Here is a 22144-nt window from a genome sequence, read left to right as displayed (position 1 = left end):
CGCTGCGCCCATGGGTGAGGCCCGTGCCTTCAGACGGGGAGGAATCGAACTCCTGCGGAGCAGGGCAAAGTCACGGCGTCCCTCCTCCCCGGTATGGCTCGTAGCGACAGGCAGTGACACCAGTGGGTGGGAGGGCGTTCGTGGCGTGCTCACTGAACGTCAGGTTCAGGAGTTGTCGGCGGCCTCGGCGACGTTGTCGGCGCTGTCCGCCTCGCCGCGCGCCATGCCGAGGAAGCGCCGGATCGCTTCGACCGGCATGTCGAGCCCCTCGGAGGCGGACTGTTCACTGCCGAACACCTGCACTGCCTCGGTGACGGCCAGGGCCAGTTCGACCTCTGCCTTGCGGACCTTGCCCTCGGCCTTGTCGACGGTGTCGACCACCGCCAACTGGCGGCGCTGCTTCTCCTGAAGTCTCTGCTTGCGGGAAAGGGTTTTGTCAGGGTTCTGCACGGTCATGGCCAAGATCATAATCAGTCGCGCCGTAGTCCATGACATCGGCAACCTACCTGAGCCGTAGGGATGTTCATGGCTCCCCGGGCTTCGCGTGCATCCCTCTCCAACTGTTCCGGCAAGCTGCGCGCAGACACGATGGGGGCACGTGTCCGCCAGACCCCACACCACCGTGTTGCCCCGGTCGGCCATCACCTCCTGCACCTCGGCCCAGGCGGCACGCCGGTCAGCCTCCTTCGTGGCGGCCATCGCCTTCTGCAGCGCGGAGTCGAACGCGTCGTCCGGCAGGACGAGCGAGGGATACGCGGCGATCCGGCCGTAGATGACGGGCAGCGGCAGCGGACCGCTGGAGAACGTCACCGAGTTGGCCGCCTCCAGCGCCTTCGGCTCGAAGAACTCCGCCAGCCCGACGATCTGCTCCTCGGCGTCCAGACCGATGTCCCGCAGGTGCTGCACGAAGAGCTTCGTGGAGTCGTTGTAGCCCGCCTCGTACTCGGCGGAACGGCACACCACCTTCGTCCCCTCGGCCCCGGCCTCCTTGACCAGCTTCCGGGCCTCGTCGAGGTTCCGGGCGAGCGGGCGGACCTCGCTGAAGTACCGGGCGCCCTTGCTGAACAGGTCGTTGCCGTCGCGCCGTAGCCGAGCAGCACGGTGTTCACGAGCTGGGCGCGGTCGACAGCGAGGCGGGCGGCCCGGCGCACCTTCGGGTCGTCGAAGGGGGCGCGGCCCGCGTTGAGAACGAACGCGAAGCTCGTGCGGTTGTCGGTGCCGGCGGTGCGGATCTCGACGCCGGAGCCGCCGACGCCCGCCTTGGCCGTGCTGAAGGGGATGTCACCGGCGTAGTCGGCCTGGCCGGTGCGGACCGCGTTCACCCGGGCCTGTGCGTCCGAGACACTGGAGAACGCCAGTTCGTCGGCGGGTGAGCACCGCCCCAGTGCTTGTCGAAGCGGGCGAGGCGGGTCTCCCGGCCGGCCTCGAAGGCGGTGACCCGGTAGGGGCCGGTGCCGATCGCGTTCTTCGCGGAGAAGTCGGTCGCCTTGTTCTTGACCATCTTCGCCGGGAACGAGGCGAGCAGGACCGCCGGGTCGCCGATGGGCCGCAGGGTGCGGACCTCGACCGTGTGCTCGTCCTTGACCGTCGCCTTCTGCATGTCGAAGTACATCTGGAGCTCGCTGGGCGCGGCCCGGTCCGGCGAACTCATGTAGCGGAAGCTGTGGACCACGTCCTCGGCGGTGAACGCCGACCCGTCGTGCCACAGCACGTTCTCGCGCAGCCGCAGGGTGAACGACATACCGTCCGCGGCCGGTTCGGCGGCGGTGGCGAGCGCGGGCTCGGCCGCCCCCTTCTTCAGCACGAACAGGGAGTCGTAGATGACGTCGTTGCGGACCAGGTCGGCCGGGGAGGTCCCGCCGAACGGGTCCAGCGACTCCTGGGCACCGGCACCGGCGAACACGGCCCGCAGGGTGCCGCCCTTGCGCGGGGTGCCCGAAGTGGTCGCCGCCGTGGGGCCGTTGGCGCTCCCGGTGGTCTCGGCGAATTCAGGCCGCCACCGGCAGCCCCGGCGTGCGGAAGACCCGCTGGTCGGCGTCGACCGCGAACACCTCGCAGCCCTCCCTCGCGGCGGCCCACTCGATACCCTCGGCGCCCATCGCGAACGCGGCCGTCGCCGTGGCGTCGGCCTCCGTCAGGGTCGGCGCCACGACCGTCAGGCTCAGCAGGCCCGTCGCCGGGCGGCCGGTGCGGCCGTCGAAGATGTGGTCGCCGCGTTCGTAGCAGGCGGACGTCGCGACCGCGCCGTCGCTGATCGACAGGACCGTGCAGAGGCGGTCGGCCCGCTCGGGGTGGCGTACACCCACCCGCCACGGGCCCCCGGTCGCGGCCACGTCACCACCGGCGTTGAGGCAGAGCCGCTTCGCGCCCCGGGCCGTGAGCAGCTCCGCGGCCCGCTGCACGGCCCACCCCTTCACCATGGCGCAAGGGTCGAGCCCACGCCCCGGCAGCCGTACGTCGAACGCGCCACCGGTCGCCACCCGGTACTCCTCGCACAGATCGAGGACCTCGACCAGATCCGGGCTGAGCTCGTGCGGTGCGAGCTCACCCCGGTCCAGCCGGGACACCTCGCTGTCGGCACGGAACGGACTGAACCGCGCGTCGACCTCGCGCAGCCAGTCGAAAGCCGGTTCCGCGGCCTCGGCGGTCGTGGCCCCGTTCTCGTCGTCCTCGATCAGCAGCGAGATCGGGAAACCCATGATGTGTTCGACGCGGCGCACCCGGATCAGGCCTTCGCGTCGATGGCGGCCTGGAGGGACTCCTTGTAGCCGTCGCTCGTGATCGTCGCGCCGGAGACGATGTCGATGTCGGCGCTCTGCGCCGCCAGCGTCTCCTTGATCAGGACCGGCACGGCGGCCTCGGTCTGCGGGTGGTTCGGCTGCTTCAGCATCTCCACGGCGGTGATCTTGTCGCCCTCGAAGGTCACCTGGACCTGGACGTCACCCTTGGAGGTGCCGACGGTCGAGCCCGCGACGGTCTGGCTCGCGCTCGCCTCCTCCGAGGCGGAGGCGGACGGCGAGGAGGAGTCCGAGGACGACGCCGACTTCGCGTTCTCGTCGATGGCGGCCTGGAGGGACTCCTTGTAGCCCTCACTGGTGAGCGTCGCGCCGGAGACGGTGTCGATGTCCGCGCTCTGCGCCTCCAGTGTCTCCTCGATCAGGACCGGCACCGCCGCCTCGGTCTGCGGATGGTCCGGCTGCTGGAGCATCTCGACGGCGGTGATCTTCTCGCCCTGGAAGGTCGCCTGGACCTGGACCGGACCCTTCTCGGTGGTGACGGTCGTGCCCGCGACCACGTTGGAGCCCGCCGCGGCGGACGCGGAGGCCGAGGGGTTCGGCTCGGCGGACTGCGTGGTGGTTGTGGTGTCGGTCGAGGGGGCGTAACGCCAGACGGGAACGAGAGCCGCGGCGCTCAGGACAAGGGCAGGTATCGCTCGTTTCACGGTGTCTTCCTCATCCAGCCAGGCTGAAGCGTTCGAAGTGGATCTGCGGCTTGGGCACGTCCAGCTCGCGCAGATTGCCCAGCACCGCCTTCATCATCGGCGGCGGCCCGCACAGGAACACGTCCCGGTCGGCGATGTCCGGCACCATCCGCAGCAGCTCGCGCGGCGCCAGCAGGTCGGGGCTGACGGGGCCTGACACCAGGTGCAGCTCGGCGCCCTTGTCGAAGGCCAGCTGCTGGAGCTCGGTGTAGAGGACCGCGTCCTGGTTGGTGGCCACGCGGTAGATGACCACGGCGTGCCCCTGGATCTCCTCCAGCAGGGCCCGGATGGGGGTCACCCCGACGCCGCCGGCGATCAGCACGGACTCCGGCCGGGTGCGGTGCATCGCGGTGAAGGCGCCGTACGGGCCCTCGGCGAACACACGGGTGCCGACCTTCACATGCCGCAGGGCGGCGGAGCCGTCGCCGGCCGCCTTCGCGGTCAGCCGCAGTTGCTTGCCGTCGGGCGCCGCCGACAGCGAGAACGGGTTGGCCTGCCACCAGCGGTCCCGGGTCATGAAGCGCCACAGGAAGAACTGACCGGCCCGCGCGGGCATCCGGTCCAGGTCACGACCGGTCATGTAGACCGAGACGACGTTGTCGGCCTCCGGCACGACGGCGGTGACCCGCAGCTGGTGGCGCCAGTTGCGCCACAGCGGCAGCACGAGTCGGCCCACGAACACCGACGCGAGCGCCACGCCCCACACCCCGTACCAGTACGCGGTGGCCGTCTCCGACGAGGCGAACGTCGTACCCGCCGCGACCTGGTGCGTGAACGCCAGCACCACCGCGACGTACGTGTACAGGTGGATGAAGTGCCAGGTCTCGTAGGCGAGCCGGCGCCGGGCGAAGCGGGCCGAGACCACGCCGATCACGATGATGATGCCGAGCGCGACGATCGCGCGCAGCACGCCCTCGACGGTCTCGGCGAGGTCGATCAGCTGGTTGACCGGGTCCATGTCCGAGGACTGGGCGTACCCGAAGGTGATGAACACGCCGTGCGCCACCAGCAGCCACAGCACCGAGAAACCGGTCCAGCGGTGCCAGGAGGTCAGCCGGTCCATGCCGATACGGCGGTCGAACCACGGCAGCCGGGCCACCAGCACCAGCTGGAACGCCATGAGCAGCGCGCCGAAGAGACCGGTCAGCCGGCCGAGCACGATCAGGGCGTTCGAGGCGAAGCCCGCCTGGACGAAGAAGACGGTCACCACGGCCACGTTCGCCGCCAGCACGGCGTACAGGCCGGTGCGGGCGACCACTTTGGGACGAGCTCCCGAGCGGCTCAGCGCCGCGGGGGGTTGTTGGACAGTGGTCACGGGGACAGCTCCTGCTCCTTGATCGAGTGGGGGAATACGAGCTTGTCGCGCGAGAGCTGTCGTTTTACTGTCGGACAACTTTCATGTTCTTATCGATCTTCGTTGGAGCTGTGAACGGGCTATGGGGCGACACGGTCGGTGACGCAGTATGAGCACGTGGAAAAAGTGCGACTGCTCGTGGTGGACGACGATCCGCCGATCGCGGACCTGGTGGCGACCGTCGCCCGCTACGAGGGCTGGGACGCGATCACGGCGTACTCCGGCGAGGAGGCGCTGCGCCAGGCGGCCGAGTTCCGTCCCGACATCGTGGTCCTCGACCTGATGCTGCCAGGGCTGGACGGATTCGGCGTGCTCGACCGGCTGCGCCAGTCCGGCACGATGGTGCCCGTGGTGTTCCTCACCGCCCGCGACGGTGTCGCCGACCGGGTCGCCGGTCTCACCCGGGGCGGCGACGACTACCTGGTCAAGCCGTTCGCGGTGGAGGAGCTGATGGCCCGGCTGCGGACCGTGCTGCGGCGCAGCGCCGGGCCCGCCTTCCAGCGATCGGTGCTCCAGGTCGCGGACCTGACCATGGACGAGGACACCCGCGAGGTACGCCGCGGCGAGAAGCTGCTCACCCTCACCCCGACCGAGTACGAGGTCCTGCGCTATCTGATGCGCAAGTCGCCGACCGTCCTCACCAAGGCACAGATCCTCGACCACGTCTGGGAGTACGGCTTCGGCGGCCGCTCCAACGTCGTCGAGCTGGTCGTCAGCCGGCTGCGCCGCAAGCTCGACGACAGCGGCGAACCGCTCATCCACACCGTACGAGGCTTCGGATACGCGCTGCGACAGGCCACCGAGTGATCGCCCGAGTGATCGCCCGGATCAAGGAGACCTATCGCGCGATGCGCCTGGGCACCCGGCTGGCGCTGGGCCTGGGCGCACTCGCGCTGGTCGTGTTCGCCGTCGTCGGCAGCGCGCTCACCATGTACATGCGCGACTATCTGTCGGCGCAGCTCAACGAACAGCTGAAGATCGCCCAGATCGCCCAGTCCAAGAGCATCGCGGACAACGGCACCCTGGAGGGGAAGAAGTACTACCGCTGGTACTACGCCGTGTACGACGTGAAGGACGGCAACCCCAGGCTGCGCGACCCCGAAGACTCCGCCGACGTCCCCGAGGACGTCGACGACTTCACCTCGCTGGCGCGGGCACAGGCCGGTCTGGACACGGAGATCCTCCGCACCGAGCACCTCAAGGGCGCGGGCCTCTACCGGTTGCGCGCCTGCGAGGCCGAACCCGGCGTGGTCCTCGTCAGCGCCGCGCCTCTGGACGCCATCGACGACACCGTGAACCAGCTGATCACGATCCAGGTCGTCACCTTCGTCCTCGCGCTCGCCGCGCTCGTCGTCTTCGGCCGGGCGATGCTGCGGCGCGGACTGAAACCGCTGGGCGACATGGCGCACACCGCCCGCGGGATCACCTCGCACGACCTGACTGATTCCGCGCGGCTGTCGGTGCGCCACGACAACCGTGACGGCGGCCCCGAGGTCGAGGAACTGCGCACCGCCTTCAACACCATGCTGGAGCACATCGACGACGCGCTCGCCGTCCGCACCGAGGCCGAACAGCGGCTGCGTCGCTTCGTCGCCGACGCCTCGCACGAACTGCGCACCCCGCTGATGTCCGTACGCGGCTACGCCGACCTCTTCCAGTACGCCGCCGCCCACAGCCCCGAGGAACGCGACAAGCACCTGGCCCGGCTGCGCGCCGAGGCCGCCCGGATGGGCGTCCTCCTGGACGACCTGCTGATGCTCGCCCGCCTGGACGCTGCCGACGTCGAGACCCCGCTGCGGCTGGAGGAGGCGGACCTGACGGAGCTCGCGCGCCAGGCCGCGGACGCCTTCCGCGCCGGCCGCCCCGACCACCCGCTGACCGTGGCGATCGGCTCCGCCCCGGTACGGCTGCGTCTCGACCCGTTGCGCGTCCGCCAGGTCCTCGACAACCTCCTCACCAACGCCGCCGTGCACACCCCGCCCGGCACGAAGGTCGCCCTGGAGGTGGCCGTCGAGTCCGGCCTGACCGAGGTACGGATCACCGACTCCGGCCCCGGCATACCGGCGGACGACCAGGCCCGCGTCTTCGACCGCTTCTACCGCGTCGACAAGGCCCGCAGCCGCGACCGCGGCGGCAGCGGCCTCGGCCTCGCCGTCGCCCGCTCCCTGATCCGAGCCCACGGCGGCACCATCGACCTGACCAGCGTCCCGGGCACGACGACGTTCACGGTCCGACTGCCGCTCGGGACCCCCCGGTCGTAGGACGCGCAGGTCACAGTCCTACTCGTCGAACGTCACGACCACCTTCTCCGCCGCCCCCGGTGTCAGCGCGAGCTCGAAGGCCCGGTCGGCCTCGTCGGCGGGTATCCGGTGGCTGATGAGCTTGGCGAAGCGCTCGTGGTGTTCGACGAGTTCGGGGGTGACCTCGAAGATCTCGGTGGGGTAGCCCTGCGAGGCGATCAGGGTCAGCTCGCTGCGCAGCATGCCGCCGAGGTCGATCTCCGAGCCCTTCTTCTGCACCGCGACCATAACGAGCTTCGCGTGCCACTTCGCCGACCCCACGACGGTGTTGAAGACGGCGGGGACCCCGGCGGCGTCGATGAAGATGTCGGTGCCGGGCCGGGGCTGGCCGAGCGCGTTGGCGGCCTGGCCGTGCAGTTCGGTCAGCCGCGCGGCGACGTCCTCCTCTGCGGAGTTGATGACGGCGTCCGCGCCCACGGCCAGTGCCTTCTCCAGCCGGGCGGGGATGACGTCGACGACGACCACGTGCGCGACGCCGCGCAGCTTCAGCCAGATGGCCGCGCCGAGACCGATGGGCCCGGCGCCGAACACGACGACCTTGTCGTCGGGCTTGGCCTCCGAACGGTTGACGCAGTGCCGGGCGACGGCCATGGGCTCGTTGAGGGAGGCGACGTCGAAGGGCACGGTGTCGGGGAAGACCGCCACGCTCCGGCCGACCTCGGCGTTCTCGATCAGCAGATACTCGCTCATACCGCCGTACCGGCCGCCGCAGCCGATGATGCCGGTCGGCGCGTCCTGCGGGTTGACCACGACCCGGTCGCCGACCGCGAGACCGGTGACCTCGGCGCCGAGCTCGACGATCTCGCCGGCCGGCTCGTGGCCGAGCGGCACCGGCACTATCTCACCGCCGAGATGGGCGCGGGCGGGCATGCCTTGCATGCGGAGGAAGGTGACGTCGGTGCCGCAGATGCCGCAGGCGCGTATGCGTACGAGCGCGTCCTGGGGCCGGGCACGGGACGCTCGACGTCCACGGCCTCGACCTTGCCGACACCGGCGGTGCGGACGGACTTCATCGTCGCCATGGGGAGACCCACTTTCTGGTGGTACGAGGGGGGCCGACCGGATCCGGGGCACGGACCGTGCCCCGGCCGGACTCGGGGTGGGGGAGGAGGACCGTCAGACGGCGGCCCAGGCGTCGTCCACAGGCAGGACCACGCCGTTGACGAACGCGGCGGCGTCGGAGGCGAGGAAGACGATGGCGTCCGCCTGCTCCTCGGCGGTGCCGAGCCTGCCGAGGTTGGCGCCGATCAGCGGGCTGATGACGGCGGGTCCGTGGGCGTCCTTGTCGGCGTCGACCTGGATGTTGGTCATCGTCGGGCCCGGGGCTATGGCGTTGGCCCGTATGCCCTGCTTGCGGTACATGACCGCGAGGCTCTTCACCAGACCGACGACACCGTGCTTGGACGCGGTGTAGGCGGCACCGGCCGCGCTGCCGCGGAGACCGGCCTCGGAGGCCGTGAAGACGATCGAGCCGCGCTCCGCCTTCAGCATGTGCGGCAGGGCGGCCCGGGTCAGCAGGAAGGGGGCGGTCAGGTTGACCCGGATGACCCGCTCCCACTCGTTGTCGTCGACGTCCGCGAGGGCCGACATCCGGTCCATGATCCCGGCGTTGTTCACCAGGACCTCCAGCCCGCCGAACGCCTCGACGGCCCGCTCGACGACCTGGTCCACGACCGCCTGGTCGCTGAGGTCGCCGACGACCGCGAGGGCTGTGCCGCCGGCCGTCTCGATCTCCTTGACCGTCTCCTCCGCGCCGTCCTTGTTCAGGTCCGCGACCAGGACCTTTGCGCCCGCCGCGGCGAACTTCAGGGCCGCGGCCCGGCCGATGCCGGAACCGGCGCCCGTGACGACGACACCGCGGCCGCCGAGACCGGAGTTGCTCATGGAGTGTTCCTCGTTTCGTCGGGGTGGGGCGGCCGGGCGAACCCGTGAAACGGCCGCCTCGCTTTACTTGAGTAAGGCAAGCATATCTAGATTACTTGAGTCAAGCAATCTGATAGTTCGGATTGCTTGAGTTAGGCAACGAGAAGGGTAGGGTGATGTACATGTCCCCATCGCCGCCGGCGGCCGTTCCCGCTTCCGTCTACAGCACGCTCTACAAGCGCATCCCCACGCTGAGCCCGGTCGCCCCGATCGATCAGCTGGCGTTCAATCACACCGGGACCGCGTACGGCGTCAAGTGTCTGCCCGTCACTTGGTGACACGCCCCCACCCGTACTGCCGAACACTGAGGAACAAGGAGCAAGCCGATGCGCGTGGAACTGGACGAACCGAAGTGCGTGGCCTCCGGCCAGTGTGTGATGGCCTCTCCCGAGGTCTTCGACCAGCGGGACGAAGACGGCGTCGCGATCCTGCTGGTGGAGCACCCCGCCGATGACCTGATGGACGGCGTGCGGGAAGCCATCGCGGTCTGCCCCGCCGCCGCGATCCGCCTGGTGGAGCAGTGAGGCGGATCGTCGTCGTGGGTGCCTCGGCCACCGGACTCGCGGCGGCCGAGACGCTGCGCCGCGAGGGCTACGACGGCACGCTGACCCTCGTGGGCGACGAACCGCACGCCCCGTACGACCGGCCCCCGCTGTCCAAGCAACTCCTCGCGGCGGAGTGGGACACCGACCGGCTGACCCTGCGGACCCCGGCCGACCTCGACGTCCTCGACCTGGACCTGCGGCTCGGCACCGCCGCGACCGGCCTCGACCTCCCCGCACACGAGGTGCGGCTGGCCGACGGCTCGACAGTGCCGTACGACGGACTCGTCATCGCCACCGGCGTACGGCCCCGGCGGCTGCCCGGCGAGGGCGCGCACGTACTGCGCACCCTGGAGGACGCCCTGACGCTGCGGGACCGGCTGACCCCGGGGCGGCGGCTGGTCGTGGTCGGCGCCGGGTTCCTCGGCGCGGAGGCCGCGGCCGTGGCCTGGCGCCTCGGGGCGCAGGTGACCCTCCTCGAACCGGCGCCGGTGCCGCTCGCCCACGCGGTCGGCGCGGAGGTCGGCGCGATGCTGTCCCGGGCCCACCTCGACCACGGGGTGGACCTGCGCACCGGAGTCACCGTCACCGAGGTGACCGAGGACGGGGTACGGCTCGCGGACGGCGAGGTCATCGAGGCCCACGAGGTGCTCGTCGCCATCGGCTCCGTGCCCAACACCGAGTGGCTGGCGGACAGCGGACTCGGCGTCGGCGACGGCGTGGTGTGCGACGAGCACTGCGAGGCCGCGCGGAACGTCTACGCGGCCGGTGATGTCGCCCGCTGGTACAACCCGCTGTTCGGTACCGCGATGCGCATCGAGCACCGCACGCACGCGGCCGAGCAGGGCATGGCCGCCGCCCGCAACCTGCTCGCCGCCCGCGAGGCGCGCAAACCCTTCGCGCCGGTGCCGTACTTCTGGTCGGACCAGTACGACATGAAGGTGCAGGCCTACGGCTATCTGCGCGGCCACGACGAGGTCGCCGTGGTGGACGGGGACCTGGCCGAACGCCGGTTCGTGGCCGTCTACCGCACCGGCGACCGGGTCACCGGCGCCCTGGCCGCCGGGATGCCGCCCAAGGCGATCCGGCAGTGGCGGCAGGCCATCGCGGTCGGCGCCGCCTGGAGCGAGGCGGTACCCACCGAACTGGAGGAGGCCCACCATGGCTGACCAACTGCCGCAGCACAGCCCTGACGTGGTCGTCGTCACCGGGGCCGGCGGCATGGGCGTGGCGATCGCGCGGCGGCTGGGCAGCGGGCGGAGCCTGTACCTCGCGGACGCCTCACAGGATCGACTCGACCGGGTCGTCGACGAGTTGAGCGACGAGGGATATGCGGCGCGCGGCGTCCTGGTCGATGTCCGCGACCGTACGTCCGTGGAGAAGCTGGCCGCGGAGGCGGCGGGCGCGCGCCGGGTGGCCGCCGTCGTCCACACCGCCGGTGTGTCGGCCGCGCAGGGATCGGCGCAGACGATCCTCGACGTCAACCTGCTCGGCACGGTCCACATCATCGACGCCTTCGAGAAGGTGGCAACCCCGGGTATGTCCCTGGTGTGCGTCTCCAGCATGGCCGGCCATGTCGCCTCCCTGAGCCCCGCGGACGAGGCCGCCCTCGCGACGGCCCCGGTCGGGGAACTGCTCGCGGTCGACGCCGTCGCCGCCGTCGGGGACGACGCCAGGAGGGCGTACATCGTATCCAAGCGGGCCAACCAGCTGCGGGTCGAGGCCGCCGCGCTCGCCTGGAACCGGCTCGGCGCCCGCATCAACTCCGTCAGCCCGGGCGTCATCGCCACCGCCATGGCGAAGGCGGAGGCCGAGGGCCCGAGCGGTGCGCACATGCTCGGGATGCTGGAGACGAACGGCGCGGTCCGCACCGGTACGCCGGCGGAGATCGCCGCCGCGGTGGCCTTCCTCACCGGACCGGAAGCGCGTTACATCACTGGCACCGACCTGCTCGTCGACGGCGGACAGGCCGCCTGGCTCCGCCGGCACCGCGCCGCCTGACGGACGCGGCGGCGGAGGAAGACACAAAACAGAAACCGAGAGACAGGAGACAGGACGAAGATGTCCACCCCCCACTCGCCCGTCACCCTCGACCCGCAGGAGCTCGGCTTCGACCCCGACGCCCTGCGCGCCCGCTACCGCGCCGAACGCGACCGCCGGATCCGCCCCGACGGGAACCGGCAGTACCAGCGTGTCGACGGCGATTTCGGCTCCTATGGCGAAGACCCGTACGCCGACCCGGAGTTCACCCGGGAGCCCCTGCACGACCGGGTCGAGGCGGTGGTCATCGGCGGTGGGTTCGGCGGGCTGCTCGCCGGTGCCCGGCTGAGGCAGGCGGGCGTGGAGTCGATCCGGGTGATCGAGAAGGGCGGCGACTTCGGCGGCACCTGGTACTGGAACCGCTACCCCGGCATCCACTGCGACATCGAGTCGTACATCTACATGCCGCTCCTCGAGGAGCTCGGCTATGTCCCGAAGTGGCGGTACGCGCCGGGTGAGGAGATCCGCCGGCACACCCGGGCGATCGCCCGCCACTTCGGCCTCTACGAGGACGCCTGCTTCCAGACCGTGGCCACCGAACTGCGCTGGGACGAGACCGAGTTGGAGTGGATCGTCGCCACCGACCGCGGTGACCGCATGCGAGCCCGCTACGTGGTCGTCTCCAGTGGCACGCTGAGCCAGCCCAAGCTCCCCGGTATCCCCGGCATCGAGACCTTCAAGGGCCACACCTTCCACACCAGCCGCTGGGACTACGACTACACGGGCGGCGACGCGAACGGCGGCCTGACGAAACTCGCCGACAAGCGCGTCGCCGTCATCGGCACCGGCGCGACGGCCATCCAGGTCGTCCCGCACCTCGCCGCCGACGCCGGCCAGGTGTACGTGTTCCAGCGCACGCCCTCCTCGGTCGACGTCCGCGACAACCGGCCCACCGCCCCGGAGTGGGCGAAGACGCTCACCCCGGGCTGGCAGCAGCGTCGTATGGACAACTTCCTCAAGACCGTCACCGGTGTCCGCGTCGGCGAGGACCTGGTCAACGACGCCTGGACCAGCAGCGCGCGGCTCCAGGAGAAGCTCATCCCGACCAACGCGTACGCGGACGTCCCGGCCGCGGAGCGGGAACGCGCGTACGAGATAGCCGACTTCCAGAAGATGAACGAGCTGCGCGCCCGCGTCGACGCGATCATCGAGGACCCGGAGACCGCCGAGAAGCTCAAGCCCTGGTACCGCTACATGTGCAAGCGGCCCGCGTTCAGCGACAACTATCTGCAGGCCTTCAACAACCCCGACGTCACACTCGTCGACACGGCCGACACCCACGGCGTGGAGCGGATCACCGACAGGGCGATCGTGGTCGGCGGGGTGGAGTACGAGGTCGACTGCATCATCTTCGCCACCGGCTTCGAGGTGGGCGTCTCGGGGCTGCTGTCCGGCAGGCTCCCCGCGTACGGCCGGGGCGGTGTCGGCCTGCTGGAGACCTGGATGACCCAGGGCCCGAAGACCCTGCACGGCTTCTACAGCCACGGCTTCCCCAACCTCTTCCAGCTGGGCCCGATGCAGAACGCCAGCTCGGTGAATTACGTCCACATCCTCGACCAGCAGTCGATCCACGTCGGCGAGGTCGTCGCCGCGGCCCGCGCCCGCCGGGCCCGGTACGTCGAGCCGACCGCCGAGGCCGTGGACGCCTGGGTCGCCACGATCCGCGAGAAGGCCGCCGACCTGTACACGTTCCAGGCGGAGTGCACCCCCGGCTACTACAACGGCGAGGGCAGGCCCCGCGAGCGCAGCGAGTCGTACGGCGACGGGCCGGTCGCCTTCCACGAACTGCTCGCGCACTGGCGCGCGAACGGCGGCATGGACGACGTCCTCGTCGGTGCCGAGTGAGAAGAAGGGGGATGACATGACCGCTTGTCCCAGCCGGTTCGACGAGACCGGCGAGCGGCGGCCCACCAGCGATCGCTGGACCGCCCGCAGACTCAACCGGCCCAACCGGCTGTGGGGTTCCAACGGCATCGCGTTCGGCCCCGACGGACGGCTGTACGTGGCGGAGTACCTCGCCGGCCGGATCAGCGCCTTCGACCTGGTCACGAGGGACGTCGACGTCGTTGTACCGATGGACAGTCCGGTGCAGTCGCCGGACGACCTCGCCTTCGGCGCGGACGGCTCGATGTACATCGCCGACCTGGTGCCGGGGCGGGTGTGGCGGCGGAGTCCGCGGGGGGAGTACAGCGTCGTCTCCGACGATGTGGAGAACCCCAACGGCATCACGTGTATCGGCGACCGGCTCTTCATCAACGAGATGAAGTTCGACGGCCGTCTGATGGAGCTCTTCCCGGACGGCGGCGACCCGGTCGTGCTCACCGAGGGCCTGGCCCTCGGCAACGCGATGCAGCGCGGACCGGACGGATACCTGTACTACCCGCACATGATCACCGGCCAGGTCTGGCGGATCCCGCCGGACGGCGGAACGCCCGAGGTGGTCGCCGAGGAGGTGCACATGCCGGTCGCGGTCCGCTTCGACCAGGGCGGTGTCCTGCACGTCCTGTCGCTGGGCGTCGAAGGCTACGTGACCCGCATCGACCTGCACGGCAGCGGATCCCGGACGCTGGTCACCAGTGGTCTGAAGGGCCTCGACAACGCGGCGTTCGACGCGGAGAACCGCATGTTCGTCTCCAGCTACGCCAGCGGCGGCCTCACCGAACTCCACCCCGACGGCCGCACCCGCGAGCTCGTGCCCCGCGGCTTCGACGGCCCCTACGGCGTCACCGTCGACCTCGGCGGCACGGTGCACGCGGCCGACCACTACCGGCTGGCCGGGCCGGCCGTGACCGACGAGGGCGAGGGCGAGCTGCTGGGCGCGTTCGGGAAGGCCGAGCCGGGCGGCGTGACGACCCGCCTTCTGCGGCCGTTCGCCCACGGCATCACGGCCGACGGTGAACTGCTGCACTACACCTCGCAGTTCGGCACTGTGCACACGTACGAGCCCACGACCGGGACCACGCGCGACCGTGCGGGCGGGCTCGACCGGCCCATCGGCATCGCGGTGGGACGGGACGGATCCCTCGTCGTCGCCGAGGCGGGTGCGGGCCGGATCGTGGCCATCGACGCCGAGGACACCGTGACTGTGCTCGCCGAAGGCTTCGACCGGCCCACCGACGTCGCCTTCGACGCGGAGGGCCGCCGCTACCGAACACTTGCCCACTGCTCCACCCTTCAGGCTGGAGGTGTAGGGCATCCTGCCGGTAGTGACCCGGAGGGGCACAGCGGCATGGCTAAGATCGCTTTGTCCGACAACGGAGTTGTGGGACCTACCGCCGGACGGGCGGGAAGTCAGGCCTGCGGAGGCTGTGTAAGACCGACTCTCACCGGTCGGCAGTGGCCTGTGAAACAGGAACCCGTGGTGGTACCGCGTAGCGGTACGGACCGGAATCTCCTGCCCTCGGGCAGGAGAGGACGTCAAGTCAGCGAGGAACGGCTCGGGTCGGTGCTCCGGATCGACGAGGCGGGCAGGGCGGTCGTGGCACCCTCGTCCTATCGGCCAACGGCGAGGGCACCGTGCTGCGACTGACGCCGAAGGCGAGGGCTCAGGCGGAGCGGTAGAGCTCCGTCAGCAGTTCGAGCACGGTCTGGGTGGCGGGATGCGGGTCGTCCCGCCACCAGGCGAGCCGTACGGCGATCGGCTCGGCGTCGCGCACCGGCCGGTAGACGACGCCGGGCCGCCGGTACTGGTGGGCGGTGGACTCCGGGGTCACCCCCATGACCCGGCCGGTGGCGATCGAGGTGAGCCATTCGTCGACGTCATGTGACTCCTCGAACGTCGGCCGGGCGTCGGGCGGCCACAGCTCGGCGGTGGTCGTCCCGGTCCTGCGGTCGGCCAGCAGCGTACGTCCGCTCAGCTCGGCGAGCCGGACCGAGCGGCGCCGGGCCAGCGGATCGTCGGCGGCCATCGCGCACATCCGGCGTTCCAGCCCCACGATGGCGGAGTCGAACCGGCGCTCGTCCAGCGGCCTGCGGACGACGGAGAGGTCACAGGCACCCTCCGCGAGACCGGCCGTCGGGGAGTTGATCCGGAGGAGCCGCAGATCCGTCTCCGGGTGCGCGGCTCCCCACCGGCGCTGGAAGTCCAGCGTGTGCCGACCCAGTGCCGACCAGGCGTAACCGATCCGCAGCCGCACATGGCCCGACGTGGCCTCCGTGACGAGATCGTCCACCTCGCCGAGCACCCGCCGGGCGTGCGACACGACACGCGAGCCGGTCGGCGTCGGCGTCACCTCACGGGAGGTCCGCCGCAACAGCCTTACCCCCAGGGCGTGTTCGAGCGAGGCGAGCGTGCGGGACACGGCCGCCTGGGAGACGCCGAGGGCGGCGGCCGCATCGGTGAACGTGCCCTCCTCGACGATGGCGACGAGACAGCGAAGCTGGCGCAGCTCCACGTCCCTGGCGGTGTCGGCTTCGCTGTCCATGACTTCAGCGTATAGATCGAGCAGCCGATGCATTTTGCGCATTCGCCTTCCGCGCGCACGATCGGTCCATGGATGCCGCTCCCGCCCCGCTCTCAGCCCGGACGACCCAGGCCCCAGCCCCATCGGCCCCTGCGCAGGCCGCGGCTCCCGCCCGCGAGCCGGGTGCGGGGCGGCTGGCCGGTGTCGTCACCATGGTCGGCTGCGGCCTGTCCAACCAGGTCGGCGCCGCGATGGGGGCGCTGGCCTTCCCGGTGCTCGGGCCCGTCGGCGTCGTAGCGATACGGCAGTACGTCGCCGCGATCGTCCTCGTGGCCGTCGGCCGCCCCAAGCTGCGGTCCTTCACCGCACGCCAGTGGTGGCCGGTGGTGCTGCTGGCGCTGGTCTTCGGGACGATGAATCTGTCGCTGTACACCGCCATCGACCGCATCGGTCTGGGGCTCGCGGTGACCCTGGAGTTCCTGGGCCCGCTCGCCATCGCCCTCGCCGCCTCGCGCCGCCGGGTGGACGCCTGCTGCGCGCTGGTCGCGGGCGCGGGCGTCGTGACCCTGATGCGCCCCCAGCCCTCCACCGACTACCTCGGCATGGGCCTGGGCCTCCTCGCCGCGTGCTGCTGGGCCTCGTACATCCTGCTCAACCGCACCGTCGGCCGCCGCATCCCCGGCGCCCAGGGCTCCGCGGCCGCCGCCGGGCTCTCTGCCCTGCTCTTCCTGCCGGTCGGCCTCGTCCTGGTCGTCCGGCAGCCGCCGACCGCCGGGGCCGTCGGCTACGCCGTCGCCGCCGGCCTCCTGGCCTCGGCCCTGCCGTACCTCGCGGACGTGTTCACCCTGCGTCGGGTCCCGGCCCAGGTGTTCGGCCTGTTCATGAGCGTCAACCCTGTCCTGGCCGCCCTCGTCGGCTGGATCATGCTCGGCGAGAGGCTTGGCTGGGTCGAGTGGACCGCCATCGGCGCGGTGGTCGCGGCGAACGCGCTGAGCATCGCCGTACCCCGTCGCGCGTAGTGGGGGCGGCCCGCGGTTCAACACACCGCAACTGTGCGACTCCGTGAGAACAAAATTGTTGACAATCCTGTTGGCCTAGATTTACGTTCGACAGGCACTCACTCAGGGAGGGCACGATGCAGGAGGAAGCCCGTCCGGGCACCGGAGAGCAGGCCAAACAGCTCGCGCTGGCGAAGCTGAGGCAGGCGATTCTGCACGGCGACATGGCACCGGCACAGCGGCTGGTGGAGAACGAGCTCGCCGAGCAGTTCGGTGTGACACGGGCCAGTATCCGCGCGGCACTGATCGATCTGGAGGCCGAGGGACTGGTCGAGCGGATCCGCAACCGGGGCTCCCGGGTGCGGGTGGTGACCTTGGAGGAAGCGGTCGCCATCAGCGAGTGCCGCATGGTCCTGGAAGGGCTGTGCGCCGCGAAGGCGGCGGTCGAGGCGACCGACGACCAACTCGCCGAACTGGCCGACATCGGCACGGCGATGACCAAGGCCGTCGCCGACGGCGAGCCGGTGACGTACTCCGAGCTCAACCAGCGACTCCACGCCAGGATCCGGGAGTTCTCCGGTCAGCAGGTGGCGGTGGAGCTGCTGGAGCGGCTCAACGCCCAGCTGGTGCGTCACCGTTTCCAGCTCGCGCTGCGGCCGGGACGGCCCCAGCACTCCCTGAGTGAACACCTGGCCATGATCGAGACGATCAGCGCCAGGGACCCGCAGGCGGCCGAAGCGGCCGTCCGCGCCCACCTCATGAGCGTGATCGAGGCGTTGCGCGAGTAGCGCCCCCGCGCGGCATGCTCCGAGGTGGGCCAACCGGTCCGTACACCAAGGAGATTCAGTCGATGACCGACGGCACGGCGCCCGCCACCGCCACCCCACCACGATCGACCCTTGTCATCACCGCGCACGCGGGGGATTCCGTGTGGAGGGCCGGCGGCGCCATAGCCCTGGCGGCCTCCCGCGGCGAGAAGGTCACCATCGCGTGCCTGACGTTCGGCGAGCGCGGCGAGTCCGCGAAGGCCTGGCGCGAGGGCAAGAAGCTCGACGAGATCAAGGCGATCCGCAGGGAGGAGGCCGAGAAGGCGGCCGCCACCCTCGGCGCCGACATCGTCTTCTTCGACGCCGGTGACTACCCGCTGCTCGGCACCCCCGAACTCACCGACCGGCTGGTCGCCGTCTACCGCGCGGCCCAGCCGGACGTCGTCCTCACCCATCCGCTGGAGGACCCGTACAACGGCGACCACCCGGCCGCCGCCCGGATGGCCCTGGACGCGCGCGTGCTCGCCCAGGCCATCGGCTACCCGTCCGAGGGCCAGATCATCGGTGCGCCGCCGGTCTTCTTCTTCGAACCGCACCAGCCCGAGATGTGCGGCTTCAAGCCCGAGGTGCTCCTCGACATCACCGAGGTCTGGCAGACCAAGCGCAAGGCCATGGAGTGCCTCGGCGCCCAGCAGCACCTGTGGGACTACTACACCGACCTCGCCGTACGCCGGGGAGTCCAGCTCAAGCGCAACGCGGGCCCCAACCTGGGCCTCGCCCACAAGACCATGGCCGAGGCGTACATGCGCCCCTACCCGCAGGTCACGGAGGTGCTGGACTGATGGGCGGCGTGATCGTCACCAACCCGCCGAAGGCGGACGCGAAGGACGTCCAGGCGATCGCCCAGTACGGTGTCGCCACCGTGCACGAGGCGATGGGCCGCACCGGGCTGCTCGGCACCCACCTCCGCCCCATCCAGCAGGGCATCCGGGTCGCGGGCACCGCCGTCACCGTGCTCTCCTGGCCCGGCGACAACCTCATGATCCACGCCGCCGTCGAGCAGTGCGGCGAGGGCGACATCCTCGTCGTCACCACCACCTCGCCCTCCACCGACGGCATGTTCGGCGAACTGTTCGCCACCGCCCTCAGGCGGCGCGGCGTACGCGGCCTGGTCATCGACGCCGGTATCCGCGACACCGAGGAACTCCGCGCCATGGACTTCCCCGCCTGGTCCGCCGCCGTCAGCGCCCAGGGCACGGTCAAGGCCACCGGCGGCTCCGTCAACGTCCCCGTCGCCATCGGCGGCCAGGCCGTCCGCCCCGGCGACGTGATCCTCGCCGACGACGACGGCGTGGTCGTCGTCCCCCGTGAGCGGGCCCGCCGGGCGGCCGAGGCCTCGCAGGCCCGCGAGCGGAAGGAGGCCGCCTCCCGCGCCGCCTTCCTCGACGGACAACTCGGCCTGGACCGCTACGGGTTGCGCGAGACCCTCGTACGCCTCGGGGTGACCTACAAGTCCTTCGAGGAGTACGTCCGCGAGGAGGCGGAGTCGTGACCGGGTGGCCCGAGGGGGTCCGCTGCACGCTGATGCGCGGCGGCACCTCCAAGGGCGCCTACTTCCTCGCCGACGACCTGCCCGCCGACCCCGCCGCCCGCGACGAGCTGCTGCTGCGCGTGATGGGCAGTCCCGACCCGCGCCAGATCGACGGCCTGGGCGGGGCCCACCCGCTGACCAGCAAGGTGGCCGTGGTGTCGGCCTCGGCCGACCCCGACGCAGATGTCGACTATCTCTTCCTCCAGGTCGGCGTCGACAAGCCCGAGGTGAGCGACCGTCAGAACTGCGGCAACCTCCTCGCCGGAGTCGGCCCGTTCGCCGTCGAACGCGGACTGGTGGCCGCCCGCGACCCGGAGACATCCGTACGCATCCGCATGCTGAACACCGGCGACCTCGCCGTGGCGACCTTCCCCGCCCCCGGCGGCCGGATCGCGGTCACCGGGGACACCGAGATCTCCGGGGTGCCGGGGACGGGCGCGCCGGTGATGATCGAGTTCCCGCCGAGCGGCAGCCCGCTGCTGCCCACCGCGAACGCCCGGGACGTCGTCGCCGGCACGGAGGTCACCTGCGTCGACAACGGCATGCCGACCGTGCTGATCGCCGCCGCCGCGCTCAAGGCCACCGGCTACGAATCCCCCGAGGAACTGGAGGCGGACCCGGTCCTCACCGACCGGCTGCGCGAGATCAGGCTGGAGGCGGGCAAGCTGATGGGCCTCGGCGACGTGGCCCGCACCACCGTGCCCAAACTCAGCCTGCTCGCCCCGCCCCGGGACGGCGGCGCCGTCACCACCCGCACCTTCATCCCCGTCCGCTGCCACACCTCCATCGGCGTGCTCGGCGCCGCGAGCGTGGCCGCCGGGCTGCGCGTCGAGGGCGGTGCGGGCGACGGTCTGGCCCAACTCCCGTTCACGGGTGAACGGTTGCGCATCGAGCACCCCACCGGCTTCCTCGACATCGAGACCCGGGTGACGTACGACCCCGACGGCCGCCCCGCGGCGAGCCGTACCGCCGTCGTACGCACCGCCCGCAAGATCTTCGACGGCACGGTCTTCCCCCGGCCCGCCGAGCCCGCCTCTCACCCCTAAGGACCCGCTGATGGCCCCACCGCTCGGCGACATCGCCCACCTCGGCCATGTCGAACTGCTCACCCCCGACCTCGACCGCAGCCTGTGGTTCTTCACCGAGATCCTCGGACTGACCGAGAACGGCCGCTCCGGCGGCTCGGTCTACCTGCGGACCTGGGACGACTACGAGCACCACAGCCTCACCCTGACCGCCCACTCCACGTCCGGCATCCGCCGCACCGCCCTGCGCACCTCCTCGGAGGAGGCGCTCCAACGCAGGGTGAGGGAGCTGGAGAACACCGGCCGGGCGGGCCGCTGGATGGAGGACGAACCGGGCATCGGTCCGCTGTACGTCACCACCGACCCCGACGGCCACGAGGTCGCCCTTTACTGGCAGAGCGAGTGGTACGAGGCGCCGGACGACCTCAAGCCGGGGCTGAAGAACCAGCCCCAGGCCAAGCCCGGCCACGGCGTGGGCGTACGCCGCCTCGACCACGTCAACTTCCTCGCCTCCGACGTCGCGGCGAACGCCGCCTTCACCCGCGAGGTCCTCGGCGCCCGCGCCACCGAGCAGATCGTCCTCGACACCGGGAAAGTCGCCGCCCAGTGGCTGACCTTCACCAACAAGTCGTACGACGTCGTCTACACCGAGGACTGGACCGGCTCCCAGGGGCGTCTGCACCACATCGCGTTCGCCACCGACACCCGCGAGGACATCCTCCGCGCCGCCGATCTCTGCCTCGACCAGGGCGTGTTCATCGAGACCGGCCCGCACAAGCACGCCATCCAGCAGACGTTCTTCCTGTACGTCTACGAGCCGGGCGGCAACCGCATCGAGCTGTGCAACCCGCTCACCCGGCTCGTCCTCGCCCCCGACTGGCCGCTGATCACCTGGACCCAGGCCGAGCGCGCCAAGGGCCAGGCGTGGGGCCTGAAGACCATCGAGTCGTTCCACACGCACGGCACCCCGCCGGTCGACTGACGGATCCGCTCACCGGCCAGACCTCCAACCGTCGCCGATATTGTTGACAAAAACGTCGACTCTCTCGGTGTGGCTGCCTGGCGTTTCGACGACAGGTTTTGGATAGGCCCCAGGGGGCTCCGGCGGTACACCCCGAGGTCTCAGGCGATCCAAACAGGGGAACTTACTTGAGTTAGGCAACAAGATGTTAAAGTGGCCCCATGTCCCCAGAACCGCTCCCCTCCAACCCCCCCACCCCCGAAGTGATCGAGATCGAGCGAGCCCTCACCCGCATCACTTACCTCAGCACCCGGGCGCGAGCCCACGAGCGCCTGATGGCCCTGGCCGGTGTCCCGCTGGACCGCGCCGCCGTGGCCCTGCTGCGCCAGATCGCCGACTCCGAGCCGCTGCGCCCGGGGGAGCTGGCGAACCGCCTGGGCGTCGAGGCCTCGCACGTCACCCGCCAGGTCCAGCAGCTGCAGAAGTCCGGGTACGTCAGCCGCGTACCCGACCCGGACGACCGCCGCGCCCAGCGCATCGAGCTGACTCCGGTGGGCCGACAGGCCATCGACCGCATCCGCGAGGCCGGCGTCCGCGGTATGCAGATGGCCCTGGCCGGCTGGTCGCCCGAGGAACTCCAGCAGCTCGCCGGCCTCTTCCACCGCATGGTCGACGACTTCCTCACCCACGCCAACGACCTCGTCGAACAGGAGACCACGGACCCGGCACACACCGGCTGACGCCCCGGCCCGCCGCTCG

Annotated in this window: 23 protein-coding genes and 1 pseudogene; 15 read left to right on the top strand and 9 right to left on the bottom strand. The window is 70.8% G+C overall.

From position 1 onward, the window contains the following. Positions 1 to 165: 165 nt before the first annotated feature. From F3T56_RS47525 to F3T56_RS07385, 6 genes and pseudogenes are all read right to left on the bottom strand, one after another. Entirely contained in the window at positions 166 to 963 is a 798-nt protein-coding gene (locus F3T56_RS47525; RefSeq protein WP_246203468.1) for a periplasmic substrate-binding domain-containing protein, read from the bottom strand. Positions 964 to 1121: 158 nt separating this feature from the next. Beyond that, positions 1122 to 1322, bottom strand: a pseudogene (locus tag F3T56_RS50015) (hypothetical protein); the annotation flags it as partial. After that, positions 1319 to 1903 (bottom strand): ABC transporter substrate-binding protein, encoded by a 585-nt coding sequence (locus F3T56_RS07400; protein ID WP_149823884.1) that lies wholly within the window; start codon positions 1901 to 1903, stop codon positions 1319 to 1321. The pseudogene F3T56_RS50015 and the gene F3T56_RS07400, both read right to left, overlap by 4 nt. An 85-nt stretch (positions 1904 to 1988) precedes the next feature. Further along, a complete protein-coding gene (locus F3T56_RS07395; RefSeq protein WP_149823883.1) occupies positions 1989 to 2720 on the bottom strand; it encodes an FAD:protein FMN transferase in 732 nt (243 codons plus the stop codon). Between the two features lie 5 nt (positions 2721 to 2725). Continuing rightward, a complete protein-coding gene (locus F3T56_RS07390; RefSeq protein ID WP_149823882.1) occupies positions 2726 to 3442 on the bottom strand; it encodes an FMN-binding protein in 717 nt (238 codons plus the stop codon). A gap of 10 nt (positions 3443 to 3452) precedes the next feature. Next, a complete protein-coding gene (locus F3T56_RS07385; RefSeq protein ID WP_172638841.1) occupies positions 3453 to 4796 on the bottom strand; it encodes a ferredoxin reductase family protein in 1344 nt (447 codons plus the stop codon). Between the two features lie 156 nt (positions 4797 to 4952). On the opposite strand from F3T56_RS07385, the gene F3T56_RS07380 reads away from it, so the two are divergent. Together F3T56_RS07380 and F3T56_RS07375 are read left to right on the top strand one after the other, a co-directional pair. Further along, complete coding sequence (locus F3T56_RS07380) at positions 4953 to 5642, top strand: response regulator transcription factor (RefSeq protein WP_149823881.1); 690 nt, start codon at positions 4953 to 4955, stop codon at positions 5640 to 5642. 8 nt (positions 5643 to 5650) lie between these two features. Next, positions 5651 to 7096, top strand: coding sequence for a sensor histidine kinase (locus F3T56_RS07375; protein ID WP_149823944.1), 1446 nt, complete (start codon positions 5651 to 5653; stop codon positions 7094 to 7096). A gap of 18 nt (positions 7097 to 7114) precedes the next feature. Here the strand turns inward: F3T56_RS07375 and F3T56_RS07370 are convergent, their stop codons facing one another. Both F3T56_RS07370 and F3T56_RS07365 read right to left on the bottom strand, forming a co-directional pair. Beyond that, positions 7115 to 8209, bottom strand: a complete 1095-nt coding sequence (locus tag F3T56_RS07370) for a zinc-dependent alcohol dehydrogenase (RefSeq protein ID WP_246203467.1) — start codon at positions 8207 to 8209, stop codon at positions 7115 to 7117. Positions 8210 to 8251: 42 nt separating this feature from the next. After that, on the bottom strand, positions 8252 to 9019 hold the full coding sequence (locus F3T56_RS07365; RefSeq protein ID WP_149823880.1) for an SDR family NAD(P)-dependent oxidoreductase: 768 nt from the start codon (positions 9017 to 9019) through the stop codon (positions 8252 to 8254). Positions 9020 to 9180: 161 nt separating this feature from the next. Here F3T56_RS07365 and F3T56_RS46045 point away from each other — a divergent pair, with 161 nt between their 5' ends. The 6 genes from F3T56_RS46045 to F3T56_RS07340 are packed head-to-tail and all read left to right on the top strand — an operon-like array spanning position 9181 to position 15169. Beyond that, entirely contained in the window at positions 9181 to 9336 is a 156-nt protein-coding gene (locus F3T56_RS46045) for a hypothetical protein (protein ID WP_172638834.1), read from the top strand. Positions 9337 to 9384: 48 nt separating this feature from the next. Beyond that, a complete protein-coding gene (locus tag F3T56_RS07360) occupies positions 9385 to 9582 on the top strand; it encodes a ferredoxin (RefSeq protein ID WP_149823879.1) in 198 nt (65 codons plus the stop codon). After that, positions 9579 to 10769 (top strand): NAD(P)/FAD-dependent oxidoreductase, encoded by a 1191-nt coding sequence (locus F3T56_RS07355; protein WP_149823878.1) that lies wholly within the window; start codon positions 9579 to 9581, stop codon positions 10767 to 10769. The genes F3T56_RS07360 and F3T56_RS07355 overlap by 4 nt, the downstream gene beginning before the upstream one ends. Beyond that, positions 10762 to 11601, top strand: coding sequence for an SDR family oxidoreductase (locus F3T56_RS07350; RefSeq protein ID WP_149823877.1), 840 nt, complete (start codon positions 10762 to 10764; stop codon positions 11599 to 11601). The genes F3T56_RS07355 and F3T56_RS07350 overlap by 8 nt, the downstream gene beginning before the upstream one ends. A 60-nt stretch (positions 11602 to 11661) precedes the next feature. Continuing rightward, positions 11662 to 13485 (top strand): flavin-containing monooxygenase, encoded by a 1824-nt coding sequence (locus F3T56_RS07345; RefSeq protein ID WP_149823876.1) that lies wholly within the window; start codon positions 11662 to 11664, stop codon positions 13483 to 13485. 16 nt (positions 13486 to 13501) lie between these two features. After that, on the top strand, positions 13502 to 15169 hold the full coding sequence (locus F3T56_RS07340) for an SMP-30/gluconolactonase/LRE family protein (RefSeq protein WP_246203466.1): 1668 nt from the start codon (positions 13502 to 13504) through the stop codon (positions 15167 to 15169). 16 nt (positions 15170 to 15185) lie between these two features. Here F3T56_RS07340 and F3T56_RS07335 read toward each other — a convergent pair whose 3' ends face one another. Then, positions 15186 to 16064 (bottom strand): LysR family transcriptional regulator, encoded by an 879-nt coding sequence (locus F3T56_RS07335; RefSeq protein WP_149823875.1) that lies wholly within the window; start codon positions 16062 to 16064, stop codon positions 15186 to 15188. Between the two features lie 68 nt (positions 16065 to 16132). On the opposite strand from F3T56_RS07335, the gene F3T56_RS07330 reads away from it, so the two are divergent. The 7 genes from F3T56_RS07330 (at position 16133) to F3T56_RS07300 (ending at position 22125) form a co-directional block, all read left to right on the top strand. Then, entirely contained in the window at positions 16133 to 17062 is a 930-nt protein-coding gene (locus tag F3T56_RS07330) for an EamA family transporter (protein WP_149823874.1), read from the top strand. A gap of 116 nt (positions 17063 to 17178) precedes the next feature. Then, positions 17179 to 17829 carry a GntR family transcriptional regulator gene (locus F3T56_RS07325; RefSeq protein ID WP_149823873.1) on the top strand — a complete coding sequence of 217 codons (651 nt, stop codon included), beginning with the start codon at positions 17179 to 17181 and terminating at the stop codon, positions 17827 to 17829. A 62-nt stretch (positions 17830 to 17891) separates the two neighbouring features. Beyond that, positions 17892 to 18650, top strand: coding sequence for a PIG-L deacetylase family protein (locus F3T56_RS07320; protein ID WP_149823872.1), 759 nt, complete (start codon positions 17892 to 17894; stop codon positions 18648 to 18650). Continuing rightward, a complete protein-coding gene (locus tag F3T56_RS07315) occupies positions 18650 to 19360 on the top strand; it encodes a 4-carboxy-4-hydroxy-2-oxoadipate aldolase/oxaloacetate decarboxylase (protein ID WP_149823871.1) in 711 nt (236 codons plus the stop codon). Before F3T56_RS07320 ends, F3T56_RS07315 begins: the two co-directional genes overlap by 1 nt. Continuing rightward, on the top strand, positions 19357 to 20445 hold the full coding sequence (locus F3T56_RS07310; protein ID WP_149823870.1) for a 4-oxalomesaconate tautomerase: 1089 nt from the start codon (positions 19357 to 19359) through the stop codon (positions 20443 to 20445). The genes F3T56_RS07315 and F3T56_RS07310 overlap by 4 nt, the downstream gene beginning before the upstream one ends. A gap of 10 nt (positions 20446 to 20455) precedes the next feature. Then, positions 20456 to 21406, top strand: a complete 951-nt coding sequence (locus F3T56_RS07305; protein WP_149823869.1) for a catechol 2,3-dioxygenase — start codon at positions 20456 to 20458, stop codon at positions 21404 to 21406. A gap of 200 nt (positions 21407 to 21606) precedes the next feature. Further along, the gene (locus F3T56_RS07300) at positions 21607 to 22125 is read left to right on the top strand and encodes a MarR family winged helix-turn-helix transcriptional regulator (RefSeq protein ID WP_172638839.1); all 519 of its coding nucleotides are present in this window, start codon (positions 21607 to 21609) and stop codon (positions 22123 to 22125) included. The last annotated feature ends 19 nt before the right edge of the window (positions 22126 to 22144 follow it).

Origin of the sequence: Streptomyces tailanensis, assembly GCF_008386495.1 — a bacterium.
GTDB lineage: Bacteria > Actinomycetota > Actinomycetes > Streptomycetales > Streptomycetaceae > Streptomyces > Streptomyces tailanensis.
Note: the sequence above shows the minus strand (reverse complement) of the source record. Positions and strands in the feature narration are given on the sequence as shown.